Origin of the sequence: Sphingomonas telluris (assembly GCF_022568775.1) — a bacterium.
Taxonomy (GTDB): Bacteria; Pseudomonadota; Alphaproteobacteria; order Sphingomonadales; family Sphingomonadaceae; genus Sphingomicrobium; species Sphingomicrobium telluris.
This window is the reverse complement of record NZ_JAKZHW010000001.1, coordinates 2,014,506-2,030,767: the sequence shown is the minus strand read 5'-3', so window position 1 is coordinate 2,030,767 and position 16,262 is coordinate 2,014,506. Positions and strand designations below refer to the sequence as shown.

The window sequence follows — 16,262 nt, the reverse complement described above, 5'->3', positions numbered from 1 at the left end:
GCAATGGCTCCGCTCCCTCTTCCAGCGCTTCACGCGACGCATGCCGGCATCTGGATTGCCGGCCGAGAAGGAGAGTCGCGCGAGGCAAGCCGGGGGGAGGCGATCGCTCGAGCTGCGGAGACCCCGCACATCATCCTCAATGCGCCTCTGGTCGGGCAGCGGCTCGGCTATCCGGAGCTGTCGGGCCTCGATTTGCTGGAGCTGTTCGCCTTCATTCATCCGGCAAGGTTCGCCGTGCCGACTGTCGCCGGTATGTGCCGCGCCGTCGGACTGGAGCCACCAAAGTGCGAGGCAGAAGCGGGCGACTCCTTGCGCGCAATCGCGGGCGCACTTCTCGACGTGCTCGAGCGAGACGATTGGAGGGAACGGGAAGGCGCGTGGACCTCCAACCAGTCGCTCGCCCGCATGGGCTGGGGCTGGGCGCCGTTGATCAACGCCCGATTGCAGCGGCCGGAACGTGGCGAGCGCATGCTCTTCTCGCGGTTGAAGCAATGGGAAGAAGCGGCGGACCGCCCGCCGCCCCGAACGATCCTCGTCGATCCTGCCGCGGCTCGCGACCGGTTGCGCAGCCTGACCGGGGCAAGGTCCGAGCCACGGGCCGGGCAGACTGCGATGGCCGAGGAGTCGGTGTCCGTCTTCGCTCCGCGCCGCCAGAAAGACGCGCCGAACATGCTGCTGGCGGAGGCGGGGACGGGCATCGGTAAGACGCTTGCTTACCTGGCTCCGGCATCGCTCTGGTCCGAGGCGTCGGGCGGAACGGTGTGGGTGTCGACATTCACCAAGGCGCTGCAGCGGCAGCTAGATGCCGAGGGTCCGCGCCTCTTCGCCGACCCTGAAGAGCGGGCACGCAAGATCGTCGTTCGCAAGGGTCGCGAGAATTACCTGTGCCTGCTCAACCTGGAGGACGCTCTGCAGGGCGCCTTTTCCGGGCGCGCCGCTATTCTTGCGCAGCTGGTGGGACGCTGGGCTGCTTACTCGAAGGACGGCGACATGGTCGGCGGGGATTTGCCCGGCTGGCTGCCGAGCCTGTTCCGCCGCGCCGGCGCGACTGCGCTGACCGACCGCCGCGGGGAGTGCGTCTATGCCGGCTGCCCGCACTACCGCCGCTGCTTCATCGAGAAGGCGGAGCGCGCGGGGCGAGAAGCGGACATCGTCATCGCCAACCATGCGTTGGTCATGATCAATGCCGCACGCGCTCGCGAAGACGCGCCGCAGCGGATCGTATTCGACGAGGGTCACCACCTGTTCGATGCGGCAGACTCGACCTTCGCGGTGACCTTCGGCGGCCAGGACGCGATCGAGATGCGGCGCTGGATCGTCGGTCCGGAAGGCAAGTCGCGCGGACGACGCCGGGGTCTCGCCGCGCGGCTCATGGACGTCGCATCCTACGACGACGAGGGCGCTCAAGCCCTTGACGCGGCTGTCGAGGCGGCACGGTCGCTGCCGTCCGACGGATGGCTCCAGCGTATCATCGAAGGCTCGCCGTTCGGGCCCGTCGAAGCCTTGCTCGGCGAAGTGCGCGGCATGGTCTACGCGCGGGCCAAGGCGCAGGACGCGGGCTACGGACTGGAGACGGAGCTGGCCGAGCCCGACGGTGCGCTGGTCGCTGCGGCGGTCAGAGCGATGGAGGGATTGGAAGCGCTGCAGAAGCCGCTCGCGGCGCTGACCCGCCGGCTGGAAGCCGTGCTCGAAGACGCGCCCGACTGGCTGGATTCCCAGGCGCGGGCGCGCGTCGACGGGGCGATCAACGGGCTGACCTGGCGGCGGGAAATCCTGTCCGCGTGGATCGCGCTACTCGGGCGAGTTGGTGGTGCGGTCGATCCCGAGTTTGTCGATTGGCTTGCGATCGAGCGCGTGGAAGGGCGCGAGTTCGATGTAGCCATCCACCGCCGCTGGCTCGATCCCTCGAAGCCGCTCGCGGGGGCAGTGCTGAAGCAGGCGCACGGCGTGCTTGTCACATCGGCAACCTTGCGCGGTGGCGATGGATCCTGGGCGCGGGCCGAGGCTAGGACCGGCGCCGCGCATCTCGACTGCAGCATCGGCCGCTTCGAGGCGGACAGCCCGTTCGATTACGCGTCCTGCTCCGAAGTGTTGGTCGTCAAGGACGTAAAGCCAGGCGACATTGCCGGCCTTGCGGGCGCCTACGCTCGGCTCATCGAGGCGGCGGGCGGTGGGACTCTCGGCTTATTCACGGCCATCCAGCGGCTGAAGACTGTTCACTCGAGAATCGCCGACCGGCTCGCGCGGGCCGGACTGCCGTTGCTCGCGCAGCACGTGGATCCGATCGATCCGGGGACGCTCGTCGACATCTTCCGCGACGATCCGCGCGCGTCCTTGCTTGGAACGGATGCGCTGCGCGACGGCGTCGACGTGCCGGGAGAATCGCTGCGTCTCGTCGTGATGGAGCGCGTGCCCTGGCCCCGACCGACGGTGCTGCACGCGGCACGCCGCATGGCGGGGGGCGGCAGCGCCTATGATGACGCCGTCGTTCGAGCCCGGCTGGCGCAGGCGTTCGGACGGCTGATCCGCCGCGAAGGCGATCGCGGAACTTTCATAATTTTGTCAGCTGCCATGCCATCCCGGCTGCTAACGGCATTCCCGGCGGACGTGCCGATCCGGCGCGTTCCGCTCGACGAGGCGATCGCGCACGTCGCGGCAGCGAGGGCGCTGGCGCCCGCGCCGGTTCGGGAGCTGGTGGAATGAGAACTCTCTACGTGCTTCGACACGCGAAGTCGGATTGGGGCGAATCATCGCTGGAGGACTTCGACCGTCCGCTGAACGATCGCGGGCGGAAGGCGGCCAAGGCCATCGGCAAGGAGCTGCGCAAGCGGAAGATCAAACCGGACCTCGTGCTCGCGAGTCCCGCCGAACGGGCGAAGCAGACGCTGAGGCGGGTGCAGGACGCCCATGGCACGCCATTCGAGGTGACCGAGGACGCGCGCATCTATCTGGCCGAACCGGACGTCTTGATCGACGCGATCAGGAACGCGCCCGACGACGCCACGCATCTAATGATCGTCGGGCACAATCCGGGACTGCAGGAGCTCGTACTAGCGCTGGCGACGCCAGGCGAGCTTCGGGACGAGGCCGAGGAGAAGTTTCCAACCGCGGCGCTGGCCCAGATTCGCTTCGACGCGGATCGCTGGAGCGACGTCGCGCCGGGCGGCGGTACCCTCGATATGCTTCTAAGGCCGAGCGACCTTTAGTCTTCGATCAGGCTCGCGAGCTGATGGCGGAGGGCCTTGAGACGCTCGACATCCAGGCCATTGCTTGGTCTCGACACCGGTTGTTCCAGCGCAATAGCCGCATCGCCGATGGCGACTATTTCGCCCGCAGCCGCTGGCGGCACGTCCTTGGTCCGCAACAGCTTCTGTACACCACGGACGGTGTAGCCTTCGTTGTTCAACAGCCGGTGGATCGTCCGCGCGAGCTCGACGTCTGCTGGGCGATAGTAGCGGCGGTTGCCCGCACGCTGCAGCGGGCGCAGTTGCGGGAACTTCGTCTCCCAATAGCGCAGGATGTGCTGAGCAACGCCGAGCTCGGTAGAGAGCTCGCCGATGGTCCTGAAGGCGGCCGGGTCCTTTTCCCCCGTCGCCATCGCTAGATTATCTCGCGATCCGGTCGCGCATGATCTGGCTGGCGCGGAACGTCATCACACGCCGCGGAGCGATCGCGACCTCGATACCGGTCTTCGGGTTCCGGCCAACGCGCTGACCCTTGTCGCGCAGGATGAAGCTGCCGAATCCGGAGATCTTCACGTTCTGTCCTTCCGACAGAGCGTGGCACATGTGGTGAAGAACGCGCTCGACGAGCTGGGCGGATTCGGCACGCGACAGGCCGAGCCGATTATGGACGACGTCCGCCAAGTCGGCACGCGTCAAAGTCCCGCCCAATCCTGCTTCCTTGCTCATCCGAGCGATGCCGAGGTCGGCCATCTACTGCTTCTCCCGCCCTAAACCGCCGCTTCCCCCGATGCGGCACATTACATCTGCGTAACGGAATTCACTCGTGTCGGCAATGCGACATTGTCGGCTAATTTCCATTACTTTTCAATACCTGAGGACCGCAGCCCCCCACGTGAAACCGCCACCCATCGCTTCCAGGACGACGATATCTCCTCGCTTGATTCGTCCATCCTTCACCGCCGTGTCCAATGCAAGCGGCACGGATGCCGCCGACGTGTTGGCATGCTTGTCGACAGTAACGACCACTTTTCCTGACGGAAGGCTTAATTTCTTCGCGGTGGCATCAAGAATTCGCGCATTCGCCTGATGGGGCACCACCCAGTCCACGTCGCCGGATGTCAAACCGGCCTTGTCGAGAACCTCGTTCATTACCTCAGCCAGGTTCACGACCGCGTGCCGGAACACCTCGCGGCCCTTCATTCGAAGCTTGCCCACTGTTCCGGTGCTGGAAGGTCCGCCGTCGACGAACAACAGGTCGTTGTGGCGGCCGTCCGCGTGGAGCTTGGTCGCGAGGATTCCGCGATCGCCATCCTCTGCACGGAGCACGAGCGCGCCCGCGCCGTCGCCGAACAGCACGCAGGTCGTGCGGTCTTCCCAGTCGAGCAGGCGGCTGAACGTCTCCGCGCCGATCACGAGAGCTGTCCGCCCCGTTCCGGCGCGGAGCATCGAATCCGCAACGGTCACTGCGTAGAGGAAGCCGGTGCATACGGCGTGGACGTCGAACGCCACGCAATCGTCGATCCCCAGCGCGGCCTGAACCTTGGTCGCTGACGACGGGAAGGTCTGGTCGGGCGTGGCGGTTGCGAGGACGATCAGGTCGACTTCGGAAGCACTGATGCCGGCATTTTCGAGAGCAAGCCGCGCAGCCTCGGTCGCGAGGGTCGCGGTCGTTTCGCCTTCGCCGGCGATGTAGCGGCTGCGGATTCCCGTGCGCTCGACGATCCACTGGTCGGACGTGTCGACCTGCTGGGCCAGTTCTTCATTGTCGACGCGGCGCTTGGGAAGGCTGGAACCGGTTCCAGCAATGACGGAACGCAAAGTCACTGAGCAGCCTCGTTGAACGCGTGCGCGCGGAAGTTGTCGAGATCGTCGCCGATCTTACGCGTAATGTCGTTGCGAACCATGCTAGCCGCGACCGCGATGGCGTTGGCGACGCCCTTCGCATTCGCGCCGCCATGGCTCTTCACGATCAGGCCGTTGAGTCCGAGGAAGACCGCGCCGTTGTGGTTGTTCGGGTCGAGATGCACCTTGAGAAGGTTCAGCGCGGGCTTCGACAGAGCGAAGCCGGCCTTCGAGCGGAGCGAGCTCTTGAAGGCACGGCGCAGCAGGTCGGTGACGAACCGAGCCGTGCCTTCCGCGGTCTTCAGCGCGATGTTGCCCGAAAAGCCGTCGGTGACGACCACGTCGAGATTGCCGCGCGAGAGCTGGTCGCCCTCCACGAAGCCGTCGAATCGTAGCGGCAAATAGTCGGCCTCCCGCAGGAGCGCCGCCGCCTCCTTGAGCTCGTCGGTGCCCTTGAGCTCCTCGGTGCCGATGTTGAGCAGCTTCACTCGCGGCTTCGAGATGCTGAGGACTGTGCGCGCATAAGCGGAGCCCATGACCGCGAACTGGACGAGGTTCTGCGCATCGCACTCGGTGTTGGCGCCAAGGTCGAGCATCACGCAATCCTGGTCGCCAAGCGTCGGCAGCAGCGCTGCCAGGGCCGGGCGGTCGATGCCGGGCATCGTCCGTAGTGCCAGCTTGGCCATCGCCATCAGTGCGCCGGTGTTACCGCCGGATACGGCCGCGTCGGCCTGGCCGTCCTTCACGGCCGCGATGGCGACGCCCATGGATGTCGTCTTGGCCCGGCGGATCGCCTGGCTCGGCTTTTCGGTGGAGGCGATGGATTCCGGCGTGTGACAGACGGTCACTGCGGGCTTCAGCTTCGGGTGAGTCTTCAGCTCGGCCCGAATGAGTTTCTCATCGCCATAGAGGAGGAAGTGAAGGGACGAATCTTTGCGGCGTGCACGCTCGATCCCGGCGATTACCACCGCCGGGCCAGTGTCACCCCCCATTGCGTCGATCGCGATACGCGGGCCTGCGTCCATCGCTTACAGCCCCGCGCCTCCCGTCCGGCTCAGGCCTCGGTCGAGACGATCTCGCGGCCGTTGTAGTGGCCGCAAGCCTGGCACAGGTTGTGCGGCAGCTTCAGCTCACCGCAGTTCGGGCATTCCTGGAACGTCGTCGCCTTCAGCGCGTGATGGCTGCGGCGCATGTTGCGCTTGGACGGCGAAGTTTTTCTCTTAGGGACAGCCATTCCGGCACCTTCAAATTAGCAATAAAAATTGCGACGATCTCCGCCTCGTCCTGGCGGGGAGGCCCCGCGGCGGCGGCTGGATCGTCGCGAACGACGGCTCCTATAGCGAAATGCCTCGCCAGCGCAAGACGTTCGGCAGGGGTTGGCGAAGGGGGTTTCCACCGCGCCGGATTCATCAGCTATACGGTCGCCCTAGCCGATGACGGACTTGCGAAACATCCCGGGCGGTGTCGTCCATGAACTTCCTGACGATCTGCTCCAGGCGCTGACGCACGACGCGGAAGCGCTGCGGACGTGGGAAGACATTACGCCGCTGGCTCGCAACGAATGGATCTGCTGGGTCGAGTCTGCGAAGAAGGACGAGACCCGGCGCAAGCGCATCGACTGGGGCTGCTCGAACCTCCGCGAAGGCAAGCGCCGTCCCTGCTGCTGGCCCGGCTGCCCGCATCGCTGATCTCGCAAGAACTCAGGCGGGAACGTAGGTCAGCCTGATCACATCCTTGTCGATTCGTTCACTGTCCACGAAGCGAAGCGGCGGCCGCGGCCCAGCGAAATAGGGATTGCCCCCGCCGGTCACCGCGGGATGCAAGTAGATGCGATACTCATCGATAAGGCCGAGATCGCCCAGGCTTCGTGCCAGGACCGGTCCACCCACCTGGATCTCTCCAGCTACCTCGGCCTTCAGCTTGCGGACTGTAGCCTCGAGATCGTCCGCGATGAGGGTAGCGTTGGGACCGACCTCCTTCAGTGAGCGCGAGACGACCCACTTCGGCTGGCGACGCCACGCGTCGGCGAACTCGCGGTCGGCGTCGCTCCATTCGGGATGATCCTCGTCCCAGTAGCGCATGATCTCGTAGAGCTTGCGCCCGTACAGACTGCCGGCCTGGTCGCGCGCCTGCTCGATGAAATGCCGGAAAAGCGTGGCGCTCGGACCGAACGCCGTGTGGTCGACATAGCCGTCGAGCGATTGGTTCATCCCAAAGACGAGCTTCGCCACTGCATCCTCCGGCCTTAGGAAAAAGTTACGCTGCTAGTGCCGCATCGCCCACGAGCGGATTGGTCGCGCGCTCATGCGCGAAGGTGGACATCGGGCCGTGGCCGGGAACGAACGCGGTGTCGCCGCCCATTGGCCAGAGGCGCTGCGTGATCGAGTCGATGAGCTGCTGATGATTGCCCATCGGGAAGTCCCAGCGGCCGATCGAGCCCTTGAACAAGACGTCACCGACGATTGCCAGCTTCGACTCCGGATGGTGGAAGACGACGTGGCCCGGCGTATGGCCTGGGCAGTGACGGACGTTGAAGGTCAGCTCGCCGACGGTCACCGTGTCGCCGTCCTCCAGCCAACGGGCCGGGACGAACGGCTTGCCCGGAATCCCCCAGCGCTGCCCGTCTTCGTCCAGCTTGGCGATCCAGTACATGTCGGCTTCGTGCGGCCCTTCGATCTCCACGCCCAGCTCCTCGGCAAAGATGCCGGCAGAGCCGCAATGGTCGATATGGCCGTGGGTCAGCAGGATCTTCTCGATCGTAACGCCTGCTTGCCCGGCAGCGGCCTTCAGCCGGGGGAGGTCTCCGCCCGGATCGACGAAAGCGCCGCGCATCGTCTTCGTGCACCACAGCAGGGTGCAGTTCTGCTGCAGCGGCGTGACGGGGACGATCGTCGCTTTGAGCGGCGGGTTCATCACTCCGATTTGGGCGCGGGCGTCGCCGCAGGCAAGGTCGCGAGCGACGGCGGCACGTCCTTCATCGACGCGGAAACGGCCTCCGCCTGCCGAAGCACGCGCAGGATGTTGCCGCCAGCGAGCTTGGCCAGATCCTTGTCGTTCCAACCGCGACGGATCAGCTCGGCAAAGATCAAAGGATAGCCGCTGACGCTGTTCATGCCGGCGGGCGATTGGTCGTAGGGAATTCCGTCGAGGTCGCCGCCGAGGCCGACATGATCGTGGCCGGCCACCTTCACGATATGCTCGATGTGGTCGGCGATCAGGCCGACGTCTGCCGTCGGCGCGGGATGGGCTGCGTCCCACGCCTTCATCGCCGCTTCACGCTTGTCGGGCTGGCCGGTGAGCAGGGTCTTCTGCCGCGCTTCCTCAGCCGCGCGGGTCGCGTTCCACTGGCGGAACGGCTCGGACAGATAGCCCGTGTAGAAGTTGACCATTACCACGCCTCCGTTCGAGGGAAGCATGGCAAGGACGTCGTCCGGCACGTTGCGCGGATGGTCGGACAGCGCTCGCGCATTGCTGTGCGAGAAGATGACCGGCGCCTTCGACGCCTCGATCGCGTCCTTCATCGTGTCGGGCGACACGTGGGCGAGATCGACCAACATGCCGATGCGGTTCATTTCCTTGACCACTTCGACGCCGAACGGGCTGAGGCCGCCGTACTTGGGATCGTCGGTCGCGCTGTCCGCCCAGTCGTTAGTCGCGAAGTGCGTGAGCGTCATGTAGCGCGCGCCCAGACGATAGTACTGGCGCAGCGCGGCCATCGACCCGCCGATCTGGTGCCCGCCCTCGACGCCCATGACCGAGGCGATCTTGCCCTTGCGGTGGATGCGCTCGAAGTCGTCTGCCGTCGACGCCAGCTCGAGGTCGTTCGGATAGGCCTTCACCAGCCGCGTCACGATGTCGATCTGCTCCAGCGTCTGCCGGATCGCCTCGTCGCCGTGCACGGCGGCGTCGATGTAGACCGACCAGAACTGCCCGCCGACATGGCCCTGATGGAGCCGCTCCATGTCAGTCATCATCGGGTTGGGCTGGCGCTTGTCGGAGCCGCTGGCGAGGCCCTCGACGCTCATCTTCCAATTCTCGCGGACCTGCTCCGGAACGTCGTTGTGGCCGTCGATCAGCGGGGTCTTCTTGAGGATGCGGTCGATGCGCTTCTGCACGTCCGGCAGGATCGATTGAGACAATGCGGGGCTGGCAACGAGCAGCAGGGCTGCGGCGGCGACGGAGCGACAAGCAAGTTTCATGGACGAAACGTCTATGGGCAGCGGAGGCGGCGCGCAATTGCGGGCTTGTCGGCGGGCCCGATGCTGTGGATGAAGGACCCAATGACCACGCACCGCCCGGACCTTTCGGTCACCATGCGCTTCGATCCTGAAGAGGGGATCGCCGACCTCGAAAGCCACCTGGATCAGCTGAAGCAGCAGGCGGATGAGCATGGCTTCAAGTTCGACCACCATGCCGCCCGCAACGAGCTTCAGGCGGCGACGTTCGGCAAGCGGCGGCTAGCGACGGCCCGGTTGGTGCTCTCGCCCACCGGTGCAATGGCGATCGAGGTGAAGGCCGACTAGGCCGCGATCGGGAAGCGCAGCATCCGGTCCTGAACGGGGACCAGTGCGGAGGCCCGACCGCCGACGCTCTTCATGATTTCCGGATGCGAGGCGTCGAGGCCGCCCGTGAGCGAACCGAACGCCGGCAGTATCAGCTTGGTCGAAGTGGCGACGAAGCAGCGCCGCGAGACGTGCCGGCCGCGCACGTTGACTCGAAACTTTGGGTGGAAATGGCCTGAGATTTCCGGGCGCAGGTCGTCGCGGATCGCCTCGTGGCGAAGGACGATTCCCGACACTTCCGCTTCCTCGACGAGCGTGCCTCCACAATGGTCGGCGAATCCCGGGTCATGGTTCCCGAGGATCCAGGTCCAATCGAGGCTTTCCGTCATCTCCAGCAGAAGCTCCCGCGCCTGCTCCGGCAGACGGTCGCAGCCGAAGCGGTCGTGGAAGCTGTCGCCCAGGCAATAGAGCCGCCGAACGCCCGTTGCCGCGACGACCTCCTTCAGCGCCGTCAGGGTCGCGACCGAATCATAGGGCGGGAGGAACTGGCCAAGGCGGGCGAACCAGCTCGCCTTTTCGAGATGCAGGTCAGCCACGAGTAGCGCCTCTTGGGCGGGCCAATGAAGCGCGCCTTGCGGCGACGCGACGAACGTTTCGCCTGCGAACGAAAAGGGAACCATGACCCCGGTTTAGACGAGCCGCGTCAGGGCTCAAGTGCCAGAATGTGATCCCTGAGCGCCCGAGCGTCGTGAAGCGCATTGTGCGGCACCTTGCTATTCGCCGCCGTGCTGAAATTGCTCATCGGGACGAGCCTGAAGGTAACGTCCCGAACTTCAACCATATCCCCTTCGCCGGTGATCATCAGGTTGCAGAACTGGGCGATATCCTCTGGCCAGTCGGCGTAGATCAAAGGCTTCTCGTCATGGCGGAGATAGCGCTCCAGCGCGTGCGCGGCGTCGCGCTGGGTGAGCCGGGGGCATGAAAGCTGCTCCGGCACCATGTCGAGATAGGGGACCACGTGCCGCTGAACCCATTGCACGATCGGTTGGTCGGTCTGGAGCGTCAGGTAAAGCTCGTCGCCGTCGTCCGGCACCAGCGCCAGGCTGAGTAGGGCACCGCCAACGCCATTATACTCGGTGTCGAGGAAGTAACGCACCGCTTCGCGTTAGCGCGCTCCCCGTTTGAGTCCAGTGGCTGGACAGTTGCCGATATTGCCGCAATTCTCCGATCGGAAAATTGTACAGGGGAGAGTCTCACGATGCGTTTCGCTTGCGCGGCCGTTGCCGCTTTGATGACCTGCACCGCGCTTCCGGCGCTTGCCGAAACGCCGAATCGGGCACAGCTCGCGGCGTCGGTAAAGGGGAGTCACGACGCCAACCTGAAGCGGCTGCAGGACTGGATCGCGAATCCTACCATCGCGGCCGAGAAGACCAACGTCGACGGCGGCGCCGAATACATGCGCAAGCGCCTGCTCGACGCGGGCTTCCAGCAGGCGCGCGTCGTGAAAACCGACGGCGTTCCGGGCGTTTTCGCGACACTCGATGCGGGCGCTCCGACGACGCTCGGCATCTACTTCATGTACGACGTGAAGCAGTATGACCCGAAGGAATGGTCGTCGCCGCCTCTCGAAGGCCGCCTGGTCGACCGGGCGGAAGGCAAGGCGATCGTCGGCCGCGGCGCCGTCAACCAGAAGGGACCGGAGACGGCGTTCCTCGCTGCGCTCCATGCGTTCAAGGACACGGGGCGCAAGCTGCCTGTGAACATTGTGCTTGTTGCCGAAGGCGAGGAGGAAATCGCCTCCCCGCACTTCCGCCAGATTGTCAGCGATCCGGAAGCGGCGGCAGCGCTCAAGAAGACGATCGGCGTGATCATCCCGGGCGCGGGGCAGGAGAGCAATGGCGCCACGTCGATCGATCTCGGCGCCAAGGGCGTGATCGAGGTGCAGCTGATCTCGAGCGGCGAACATTGGGGCCGCGGACCGGCAAAGGATGTCCATTCCAGCCTCAAGGCCAATCTCGACAGCCCGGCGTGGCGCCTGGTGAAGGCGCTCAACACGCTCGTCGCCGAAGACGGCCAGACGCCCGCGATCGACGGCTGGTTCGACAATGTGAAGCCGCTCACCGCGCGCCAGAAGGAGCTGATCGCCGCCGGCGTGAAGAACTCCAGCGAAACAGACATCATGAAGCAACTCGGCATCAAGCATTGGTACAAGGATGAGGATTTCCTCACCGCTTCGTACCGGCTGGCATCCCAGCCGACGGTGAACATCGAAGGCCTGGTCAGCGGCTACACGGGTCCCGGGGGCAAGACGGTCCTGCCGGGTCGCGCCGAAGCCAAGATGGATTTCCGCCTGGTCCCCGACATGACGCGTGAGGAAGCCGAGGCGAAGCTGAAGGCGCACCTCGCCAAGCGCGGCTTCGGCGACATCGTCGTCAACGTCAGCGGCGGCTACAGCCCGACCGAGACGGACGAGAACAGCGTCCTCGTGAAGTCGCAGATCGCGTCACTGAAGAAGGCGAAGGTCGACTATTCGCTCAACCCGCGGCTGGCCGGTTCCTGGCCGGGCGTGACCTTCACCGGTCCGCCCCTCAAGCGCCCGGCGGTCGGCTTCGGGCTCGGCACGGGCGGCGGGGCGCATGCTCCGGACGAATGGTACCTGATCGACAGCAAGAACCCGAAGGTCGCGGGGCTCGACGAGTCCGCAATGTTCTACGTCGATTATCTCTACGAGCTGGCGGAGGCCGCGAAGCGCTAGTTCGGCTGTGTGGCGCAAGTGTCGGTCGGCAACGGCCGGCCCTTGCGGCACCGGTCGGCCATGGCGCGCGCTAGCTTGCCGCGCTTTTCATCCTGCTTGCGAAGCTCGCGGCCGCGCTTTTCGTCGGCTTCGGACTGGCTCGTCGTTACCGCGTCCACGCCAGCGGACGCGACCTTGACTGGCAAAGTGACGACATCGACGGCGGCGCCGGCGACGGTTCCGACGACGCAGCCGGATAGGAGGACAGGCAGCACAGCTGCGAATGCGAGCGACTTCATGCGCTTAGCTTGGCAGGCCCAACCCCGCTGCGCAATGAACGCCGTCTCAGACACGCATCGCTTCGTCGGCCAATTCCTGCGCCTGGATGAGAAGGCTGGCGTCGGCTTCCGCGCCGGGCGGCAGTGCCTCGCGGCCGACGATGACCATGAGGGGCACCGCCATGGGCGTGATGCGGCCCGTGTCGACGTGGAGCATGGTGGCGGAGGCGCGGTCGACGAGGCGGACGAGGCGGCCGAGCTCCGTCATCCGGGCGCGGGCGTCGTTCCACGCAGCACGTAGCAACAGGTGCTCCGGCTCGTAGCGGCGCAGCACGTCGTAGATGAGGTCGGTCGAGAAGCTGACCTGGCGGCCACTCTTTTTCTTCCCGGGATGGTGCCGTTCGACGAGCCCGCCGATCACCGCGACTTCGCGGAAGGCGGTCTTCAGCAGCATGCTCTGTTCGACCCAGTCGACGAACTCCTGTTCGAGGATATCGGCCGAAAAGAGGGTCTTGGGATCGCGGATCGGCTCCAACCCGTAGCAGGCAAGTCCGTAATCGTTGGCGACAAAGCCGAGTGGCTTCAGGCCCGCATTCTCCATACGCCGGGTAATCAGCATCCCGAGCGACTGGTGCGCGTTCCAGCCTTCGAAGCTGTAGGCGACCATGTAGTGCAGTTTTTCGTGCTCGAACGTCTCAACGAGCAGTTGGTGAGGTTCGGGGATGACCGACTTGCGGTCCTGCACCTCCAGCCAGTCGCGGACGTCGTCGGGAAAGCGGTGCCACTCGTTCCGGTCGGCCAGCATGTGCCGGACGCGGTTGGCGAGGTGCGTAGACATCGACATGCGCTGCCCGCCGTAGGTGACGATCCGCGCCTGCTTGGATGACGCGCGAACGATGACGTCAGTGTCCTTGAACTGCTCCACTTCCAGGCTGAGGCCGGAGAAGTAGAAGTGATCGCCGACGGTGAGGGTTGAGGCATAGCCTTCCTCGATCGTCCCCAGCTTGCGGCCGTTGCGGAAGCGGACGGTCAGGAGCGGCTGCTCGACGATAACGCCGGCGTTGAGGCGATGCTGCTGTGCAATTTGCGGACGCGCGATGCGCCACTGGCCGTTGCCTTCGTTCACGAGGCGGCGGAAGCGGTCGTACGCCTTAAGCGCATAGCCGCCGGTGGCGATGAAGTTCAGGACTTCGGCGAATGTCTCGTCCTTGAGGCCCGCATAGGGTGCGGCCGAGCGAATCTCCGCCAGCAGTTCCTGCTCCTGGAACGGCGCAGCCACGGCCATGGCCAGAATGTGCTGGGCAAGCACGTCGAGCGTCCCGGGCCGGAACGTCTCCGGATCGAGCTCGCCCTCGTCGATCGCGTCGAGCGCCGCACGCGCTTCAAGATATTCGAAGCGGTTGCCGGGCACGATCGTGCCTTCGCTCGGCTCGTCGAGCCGATGGTTGGCGCGCCCGATTCGCTGGAGCAGGCGTGAGCTGCCCTTCGGCGCGCCCATCTGGACAACGAGGTCGACGTCGCCCCAGTCGATGCCCAGATCAAGGCTCGCCGTCGCGACGAGACCGCGGAGCTTGCCCGCCGCCATCGCCGCCTCGACCTTGCGCCGCGCTTCCTGCGCAAGGCTGCCGTGATGAATGCCGATCGGCAGCGCCTTGTCGTTCACAGCCCACAGGTCCTGGAAGATCAGCTCGGCGAGGCTGCGCGTGTTGCAGAAGACGAGCGTGGTCTTGTGCCGCTCTATGAGGTCCATGACCTCGCGCGCTGCGTGGCGGCCTGAGTGGCCGCCCCAGGGAATGCGGCCCTCCGGGATCAGGATCGACAGGTCGGGCTCTGCGCCGGGGTCGCCGATGACCAGCTCGACCTCGTCCATGTCCGCGTCCGGAGCGAGCCAGCTGCGGTAGGCCTCGGGATCGCTGATCGTTGCAGACAGTCCGACCCGCCGCAGGTCCGGCGCAATCTTCTGGAGCCGCGCCATAGACAGCGACAACAGGTCCCCCCGTTTCTCCTTCGCGAATCCATGAAGCTCGTCGACTACGATGGTCCGCAGGTTCTCGAACAAGGTGAAGCTGTCGGGATAACTGAGCAGGAGACTGAGCGACTCCGGTGTGGTCAGCAGCACCTGCGGCGGTCTGATCCGCTGCCGCGCCTTGCGGTCCGACGGCGTGTCGCCCGTCCGCGTTTCGACGCGGATCGGCAGACCCATCTCCTCGATCGGGCCGAGCAGGTTGCGTTGAACGTCGACGGCCAAAGCCTTGAGCGGCGAGATGTAGAGGGTGTGCAGCCCTTCGCTCGGGTTCTCGGCAAGCTCGCAGATGGTCGGCAGGAAACCCGCGAGCGTCTTGCCCGACCCGGTCGCAGCGACCAGCAGCGCGTTCTTCCCTGCGCGCGCGGCTTCCAGCATTTCGAGCTGATGGCGACGCGGAGCCCATCCGCGTTCGGCGAACCAGCTGTTTACGACATCAGGGAGATCGCGGCCTTCGCTCAGCGGTCGTCAAGTCCCTCGCGCCGCAGCTCTTCCTCTGCCCGGTAGGCGTCGCGCGTCGCCTGCTCGGTGACGCTCTGCGGCGGTTCGTCACGGCGCCTGCGGCTCCGCACGACGACCCAGACTAACAGCACCAGCAGGATCAGCGGGCCGACAATTTCCATTAGTCCCACCAACGTCTCGTCCATGAAGCTTTCCTCCTCGCGGGAACTCTACGGTTTCTCGCCTATATAGCTCCCGATGGCGCGCCTCGGTTCCTGGATAGAGCCTTTTCCGGAGGGCATCTACGTTCGCCCGGCGGACGCGTGGATCGATCCTTCGCAGCGCAAGGAGCGCGCGCTCGTCACTCACGGACATGCGGATCACGCGCGCGGCGGACACTCGCGCGTCTGGGCGACGCCGGAGACCTTGGCGATCATGGGCGTGCGCTATGGCGACCAGAACGGCGTGCCGATGGCCTATGGCGAAAGCGTGCGCATCGGCGAGGTCGACGTGACCTTCGTTCCGGCCGGTCACGTGCTCGGGTCTGCGCAGATCGTGCTCGACCATGCGGGGGAGCGGATCGTCGTATCAGGCGACTACAAGCGCCGCGAGGACCCGACCTGCGCGCCGTTCGAGCCGGTGCCGTGCGACATCTTCATCACCGAGGCGACCTTCGGGCTGCCGGTGTTCCGCCACCCAGACACCGGCAGCGAGATCGACAGGCTCCTTCACCGCCTGCATTCCGATCCATCGCGGTCGGTGCTGGTCGGAGCCTATGCGCTCGGAAAGGCGCAGCGGGTCATCACCGAGCTTCGGCGGCGTGGGCACGAGCAGCCGATCTATTATCACGGCGCCGTCGAGCGCCTGTGCCGGCTCTATGAGGAACTGGGCGTGTCGCTGGGCGAGATGCGCCATTGCGCGGGCGTTCCGAAGCAAGAGATGGCGGGCCACATCGTCATCGCTCCGCCGTCCGCCCTCAACGACCGCTGGTCGCGGCGCCTGCCGGACCCCGTGACGGCGATGGCATCCGGCTGGATGCGCATCCGCCAGCGTGCTCGGCAGTCGAACATCGAGCTGCCCCTCGTGATCTCTGACCATGCCGACTGGGACGAGCTGACCTGCACCATCCGAGAGCTCCAGCCGCGCGAGGTGTGGATCACGCACGGTCGCGAGGAAGCGCTGAAGCACTGGTGCATGCTCCACCAGATCAAGGCGCGGGAGCTGAACCTCGTCGGCTACGAAGACGAGGACGATTGA

Annotated in this window: 19 protein-coding genes; 6 read left to right on the top strand and 13 right to left on the bottom strand. The window is 65.5% G+C overall.

The features are described 5' to 3' along the window. Positions 1–3 precede the first annotated feature (3 nt). Positions 4–2,703 (top strand): ATP-dependent DNA helicase, encoded by a 2,700-nt coding sequence (locus LZ016_RS10275; protein ID WP_241447281.1) that lies wholly within the window; start codon positions 4–6, stop codon positions 2,701–2,703. Next, positions 2,700–3,206 carry a SixA phosphatase family protein gene (locus LZ016_RS10270; RefSeq protein ID WP_241447280.1) on the top strand — a complete coding sequence of 169 codons (507 nt, stop codon included), beginning with the start codon at positions 2,700–2,702 and terminating at the stop codon, positions 3,204–3,206. Before LZ016_RS10275 ends, LZ016_RS10270 begins: the two co-directional genes overlap by 4 nt. On the opposite strand, the gene LZ016_RS10265 is transcribed toward LZ016_RS10270, so the two are convergent. From LZ016_RS10265 to rpmF, 5 genes are all read right to left on the bottom strand, one after another. Continuing rightward, positions 3,203–3,598: a MerR family transcriptional regulator gene (locus tag LZ016_RS10265; RefSeq protein WP_241447279.1), complete on the bottom strand. Its 396-nt coding sequence runs from the start codon at positions 3,596–3,598 to the stop codon at positions 3,203–3,205. The genes LZ016_RS10270 and LZ016_RS10265 overlap by 4 nt on opposite strands. Before the next feature lie 7 nt (positions 3,599–3,605). Beyond that, positions 3,606–3,935: an integration host factor subunit alpha gene (locus LZ016_RS10260; protein ID WP_241447278.1), complete on the bottom strand. Its 330-nt coding sequence runs from the start codon at positions 3,933–3,935 to the stop codon at positions 3,606–3,608. A gap of 114 nt (positions 3,936–4,049) precedes the next feature. Next, positions 4,050–5,009, bottom strand: coding sequence for a beta-ketoacyl-ACP synthase III (locus LZ016_RS10255; protein ID WP_366512902.1), 960 nt, complete (start codon positions 5,007–5,009; stop codon positions 4,050–4,052). Then, positions 5,006–6,052 (bottom strand): phosphate acyltransferase PlsX, encoded by a 1,047-nt coding sequence (plsX, locus tag LZ016_RS10250; protein ID WP_241447277.1) that lies wholly within the window; start codon positions 6,050–6,052, stop codon positions 5,006–5,008. Before plsX ends, LZ016_RS10255 begins: the two co-directional genes overlap by 4 nt. Positions 6,053–6,081: 29 nt before the next feature. Next, entirely contained in the window at positions 6,082–6,261 is a 180-nt protein-coding gene (rpmF, locus tag LZ016_RS10245; RefSeq protein WP_187708782.1) for a 50S ribosomal protein L32, read from the bottom strand. Positions 6,262–6,460: 199 nt separating this feature from the next. Between rpmF and LZ016_RS10240 the strand changes: the two genes are divergently transcribed. Further along, positions 6,461–6,715, top strand: a complete 255-nt coding sequence (locus tag LZ016_RS10240; protein ID WP_241447276.1) for a YdeI/OmpD-associated family protein — start codon at positions 6,461–6,463, stop codon at positions 6,713–6,715. A 12-nt stretch (positions 6,716–6,727) separates the two neighbouring features. Here LZ016_RS10240 and LZ016_RS10235 read toward each other — a convergent pair whose 3' ends face one another. From LZ016_RS10235 to LZ016_RS10225, 3 genes are read right to left on the bottom strand one after another with little or no spacing between them, the layout of a single operon-like run. Beyond that, positions 6,728–7,258, bottom strand: a complete 531-nt coding sequence (locus tag LZ016_RS10235; RefSeq protein WP_241447275.1) for a dihydrofolate reductase family protein — start codon at positions 7,256–7,258, stop codon at positions 6,728–6,730. Between the two features lie 25 nt (positions 7,259–7,283). Next, on the bottom strand, positions 7,284–7,943 hold the full coding sequence (locus LZ016_RS10230; protein WP_241447274.1) for an MBL fold metallo-hydrolase: 660 nt from the start codon (positions 7,941–7,943) through the stop codon (positions 7,284–7,286). Continuing rightward, positions 7,940–9,226, bottom strand: coding sequence for a dipeptidase (locus LZ016_RS10225; RefSeq protein WP_241447273.1), 1,287 nt, complete (start codon positions 9,224–9,226; stop codon positions 7,940–7,942). The genes LZ016_RS10230 and LZ016_RS10225 overlap by 4 nt, the downstream gene beginning before the upstream one ends. A gap of 60 nt (positions 9,227–9,286) precedes the next feature. Between LZ016_RS10225 and LZ016_RS10220 the strand changes: the two genes are divergently transcribed. Continuing rightward, a complete protein-coding gene (locus LZ016_RS10220; RefSeq protein WP_241447272.1) occupies positions 9,287–9,550 on the top strand; it encodes an aminotransferase class IV in 264 nt (87 codons plus the stop codon). Here the strand turns inward: LZ016_RS10220 and pdeM are convergent. Together pdeM and LZ016_RS10210 are read right to left on the bottom strand one after the other, a co-directional pair. Next, positions 9,547–10,209: a ligase-associated DNA damage response endonuclease PdeM gene (gene pdeM / locus LZ016_RS10215; protein ID WP_241447271.1), complete on the bottom strand. Its 663-nt coding sequence runs from the start codon at positions 10,207–10,209 to the stop codon at positions 9,547–9,549. The two genes, LZ016_RS10220 and pdeM, sit on opposite strands and share 4 nt — an antisense overlap. A gap of 23 nt (positions 10,210–10,232) precedes the next feature. Further along, positions 10,233–10,685, bottom strand: coding sequence for a 3'-5' exoribonuclease (locus tag LZ016_RS10210; RefSeq protein WP_241447270.1), 453 nt, complete (start codon positions 10,683–10,685; stop codon positions 10,233–10,235). A 102-nt stretch (positions 10,686–10,787) separates the two neighbouring features. Between LZ016_RS10210 and LZ016_RS10205 the strand changes: the two genes are divergently transcribed. Further along, on the top strand, positions 10,788–12,284 hold the full coding sequence (locus LZ016_RS10205) for a M20/M25/M40 family metallo-hydrolase (protein WP_241447269.1): 1,497 nt from the start codon (positions 10,788–10,790) through the stop codon (positions 12,282–12,284). Here the strand turns inward: LZ016_RS10205 and LZ016_RS10200 are convergent. Genes LZ016_RS10200 through LZ016_RS10190 form a run of 3 tightly spaced genes read right to left on the bottom strand, consistent with a single transcriptional unit; the run spans position 12,281 to position 15,211 of the window. Further along, positions 12,281–12,562 (bottom strand): hypothetical protein, encoded by a 282-nt coding sequence (locus LZ016_RS10200; protein WP_241447268.1) that lies wholly within the window; start codon positions 12,560–12,562, stop codon positions 12,281–12,283. The two genes, LZ016_RS10205 and LZ016_RS10200, sit on opposite strands and share 4 nt — an antisense overlap. Positions 12,563–12,608: 46 nt before the next feature. After that, entirely contained in the window at positions 12,609–15,026 is a 2,418-nt protein-coding gene (locus LZ016_RS10195) for a ligase-associated DNA damage response DEXH box helicase (RefSeq protein WP_277622757.1), read from the bottom strand. Then, a complete protein-coding gene (locus tag LZ016_RS10190; RefSeq protein ID WP_241447266.1) occupies positions 15,023–15,211 on the bottom strand; it encodes a hypothetical protein in 189 nt (62 codons plus the stop codon). The genes LZ016_RS10195 and LZ016_RS10190 overlap by 4 nt, the downstream gene beginning before the upstream one ends. A 52-nt stretch (positions 15,212–15,263) precedes the next feature. Here LZ016_RS10190 and LZ016_RS10185 point away from each other — a divergent pair, with 52 nt between their 5' ends. Continuing rightward, positions 15,264–16,262: a ligase-associated DNA damage response exonuclease gene (locus LZ016_RS10185; protein ID WP_241447265.1), complete on the top strand. Its 999-nt coding sequence runs from the start codon at positions 15,264–15,266 to the stop codon at positions 16,260–16,262.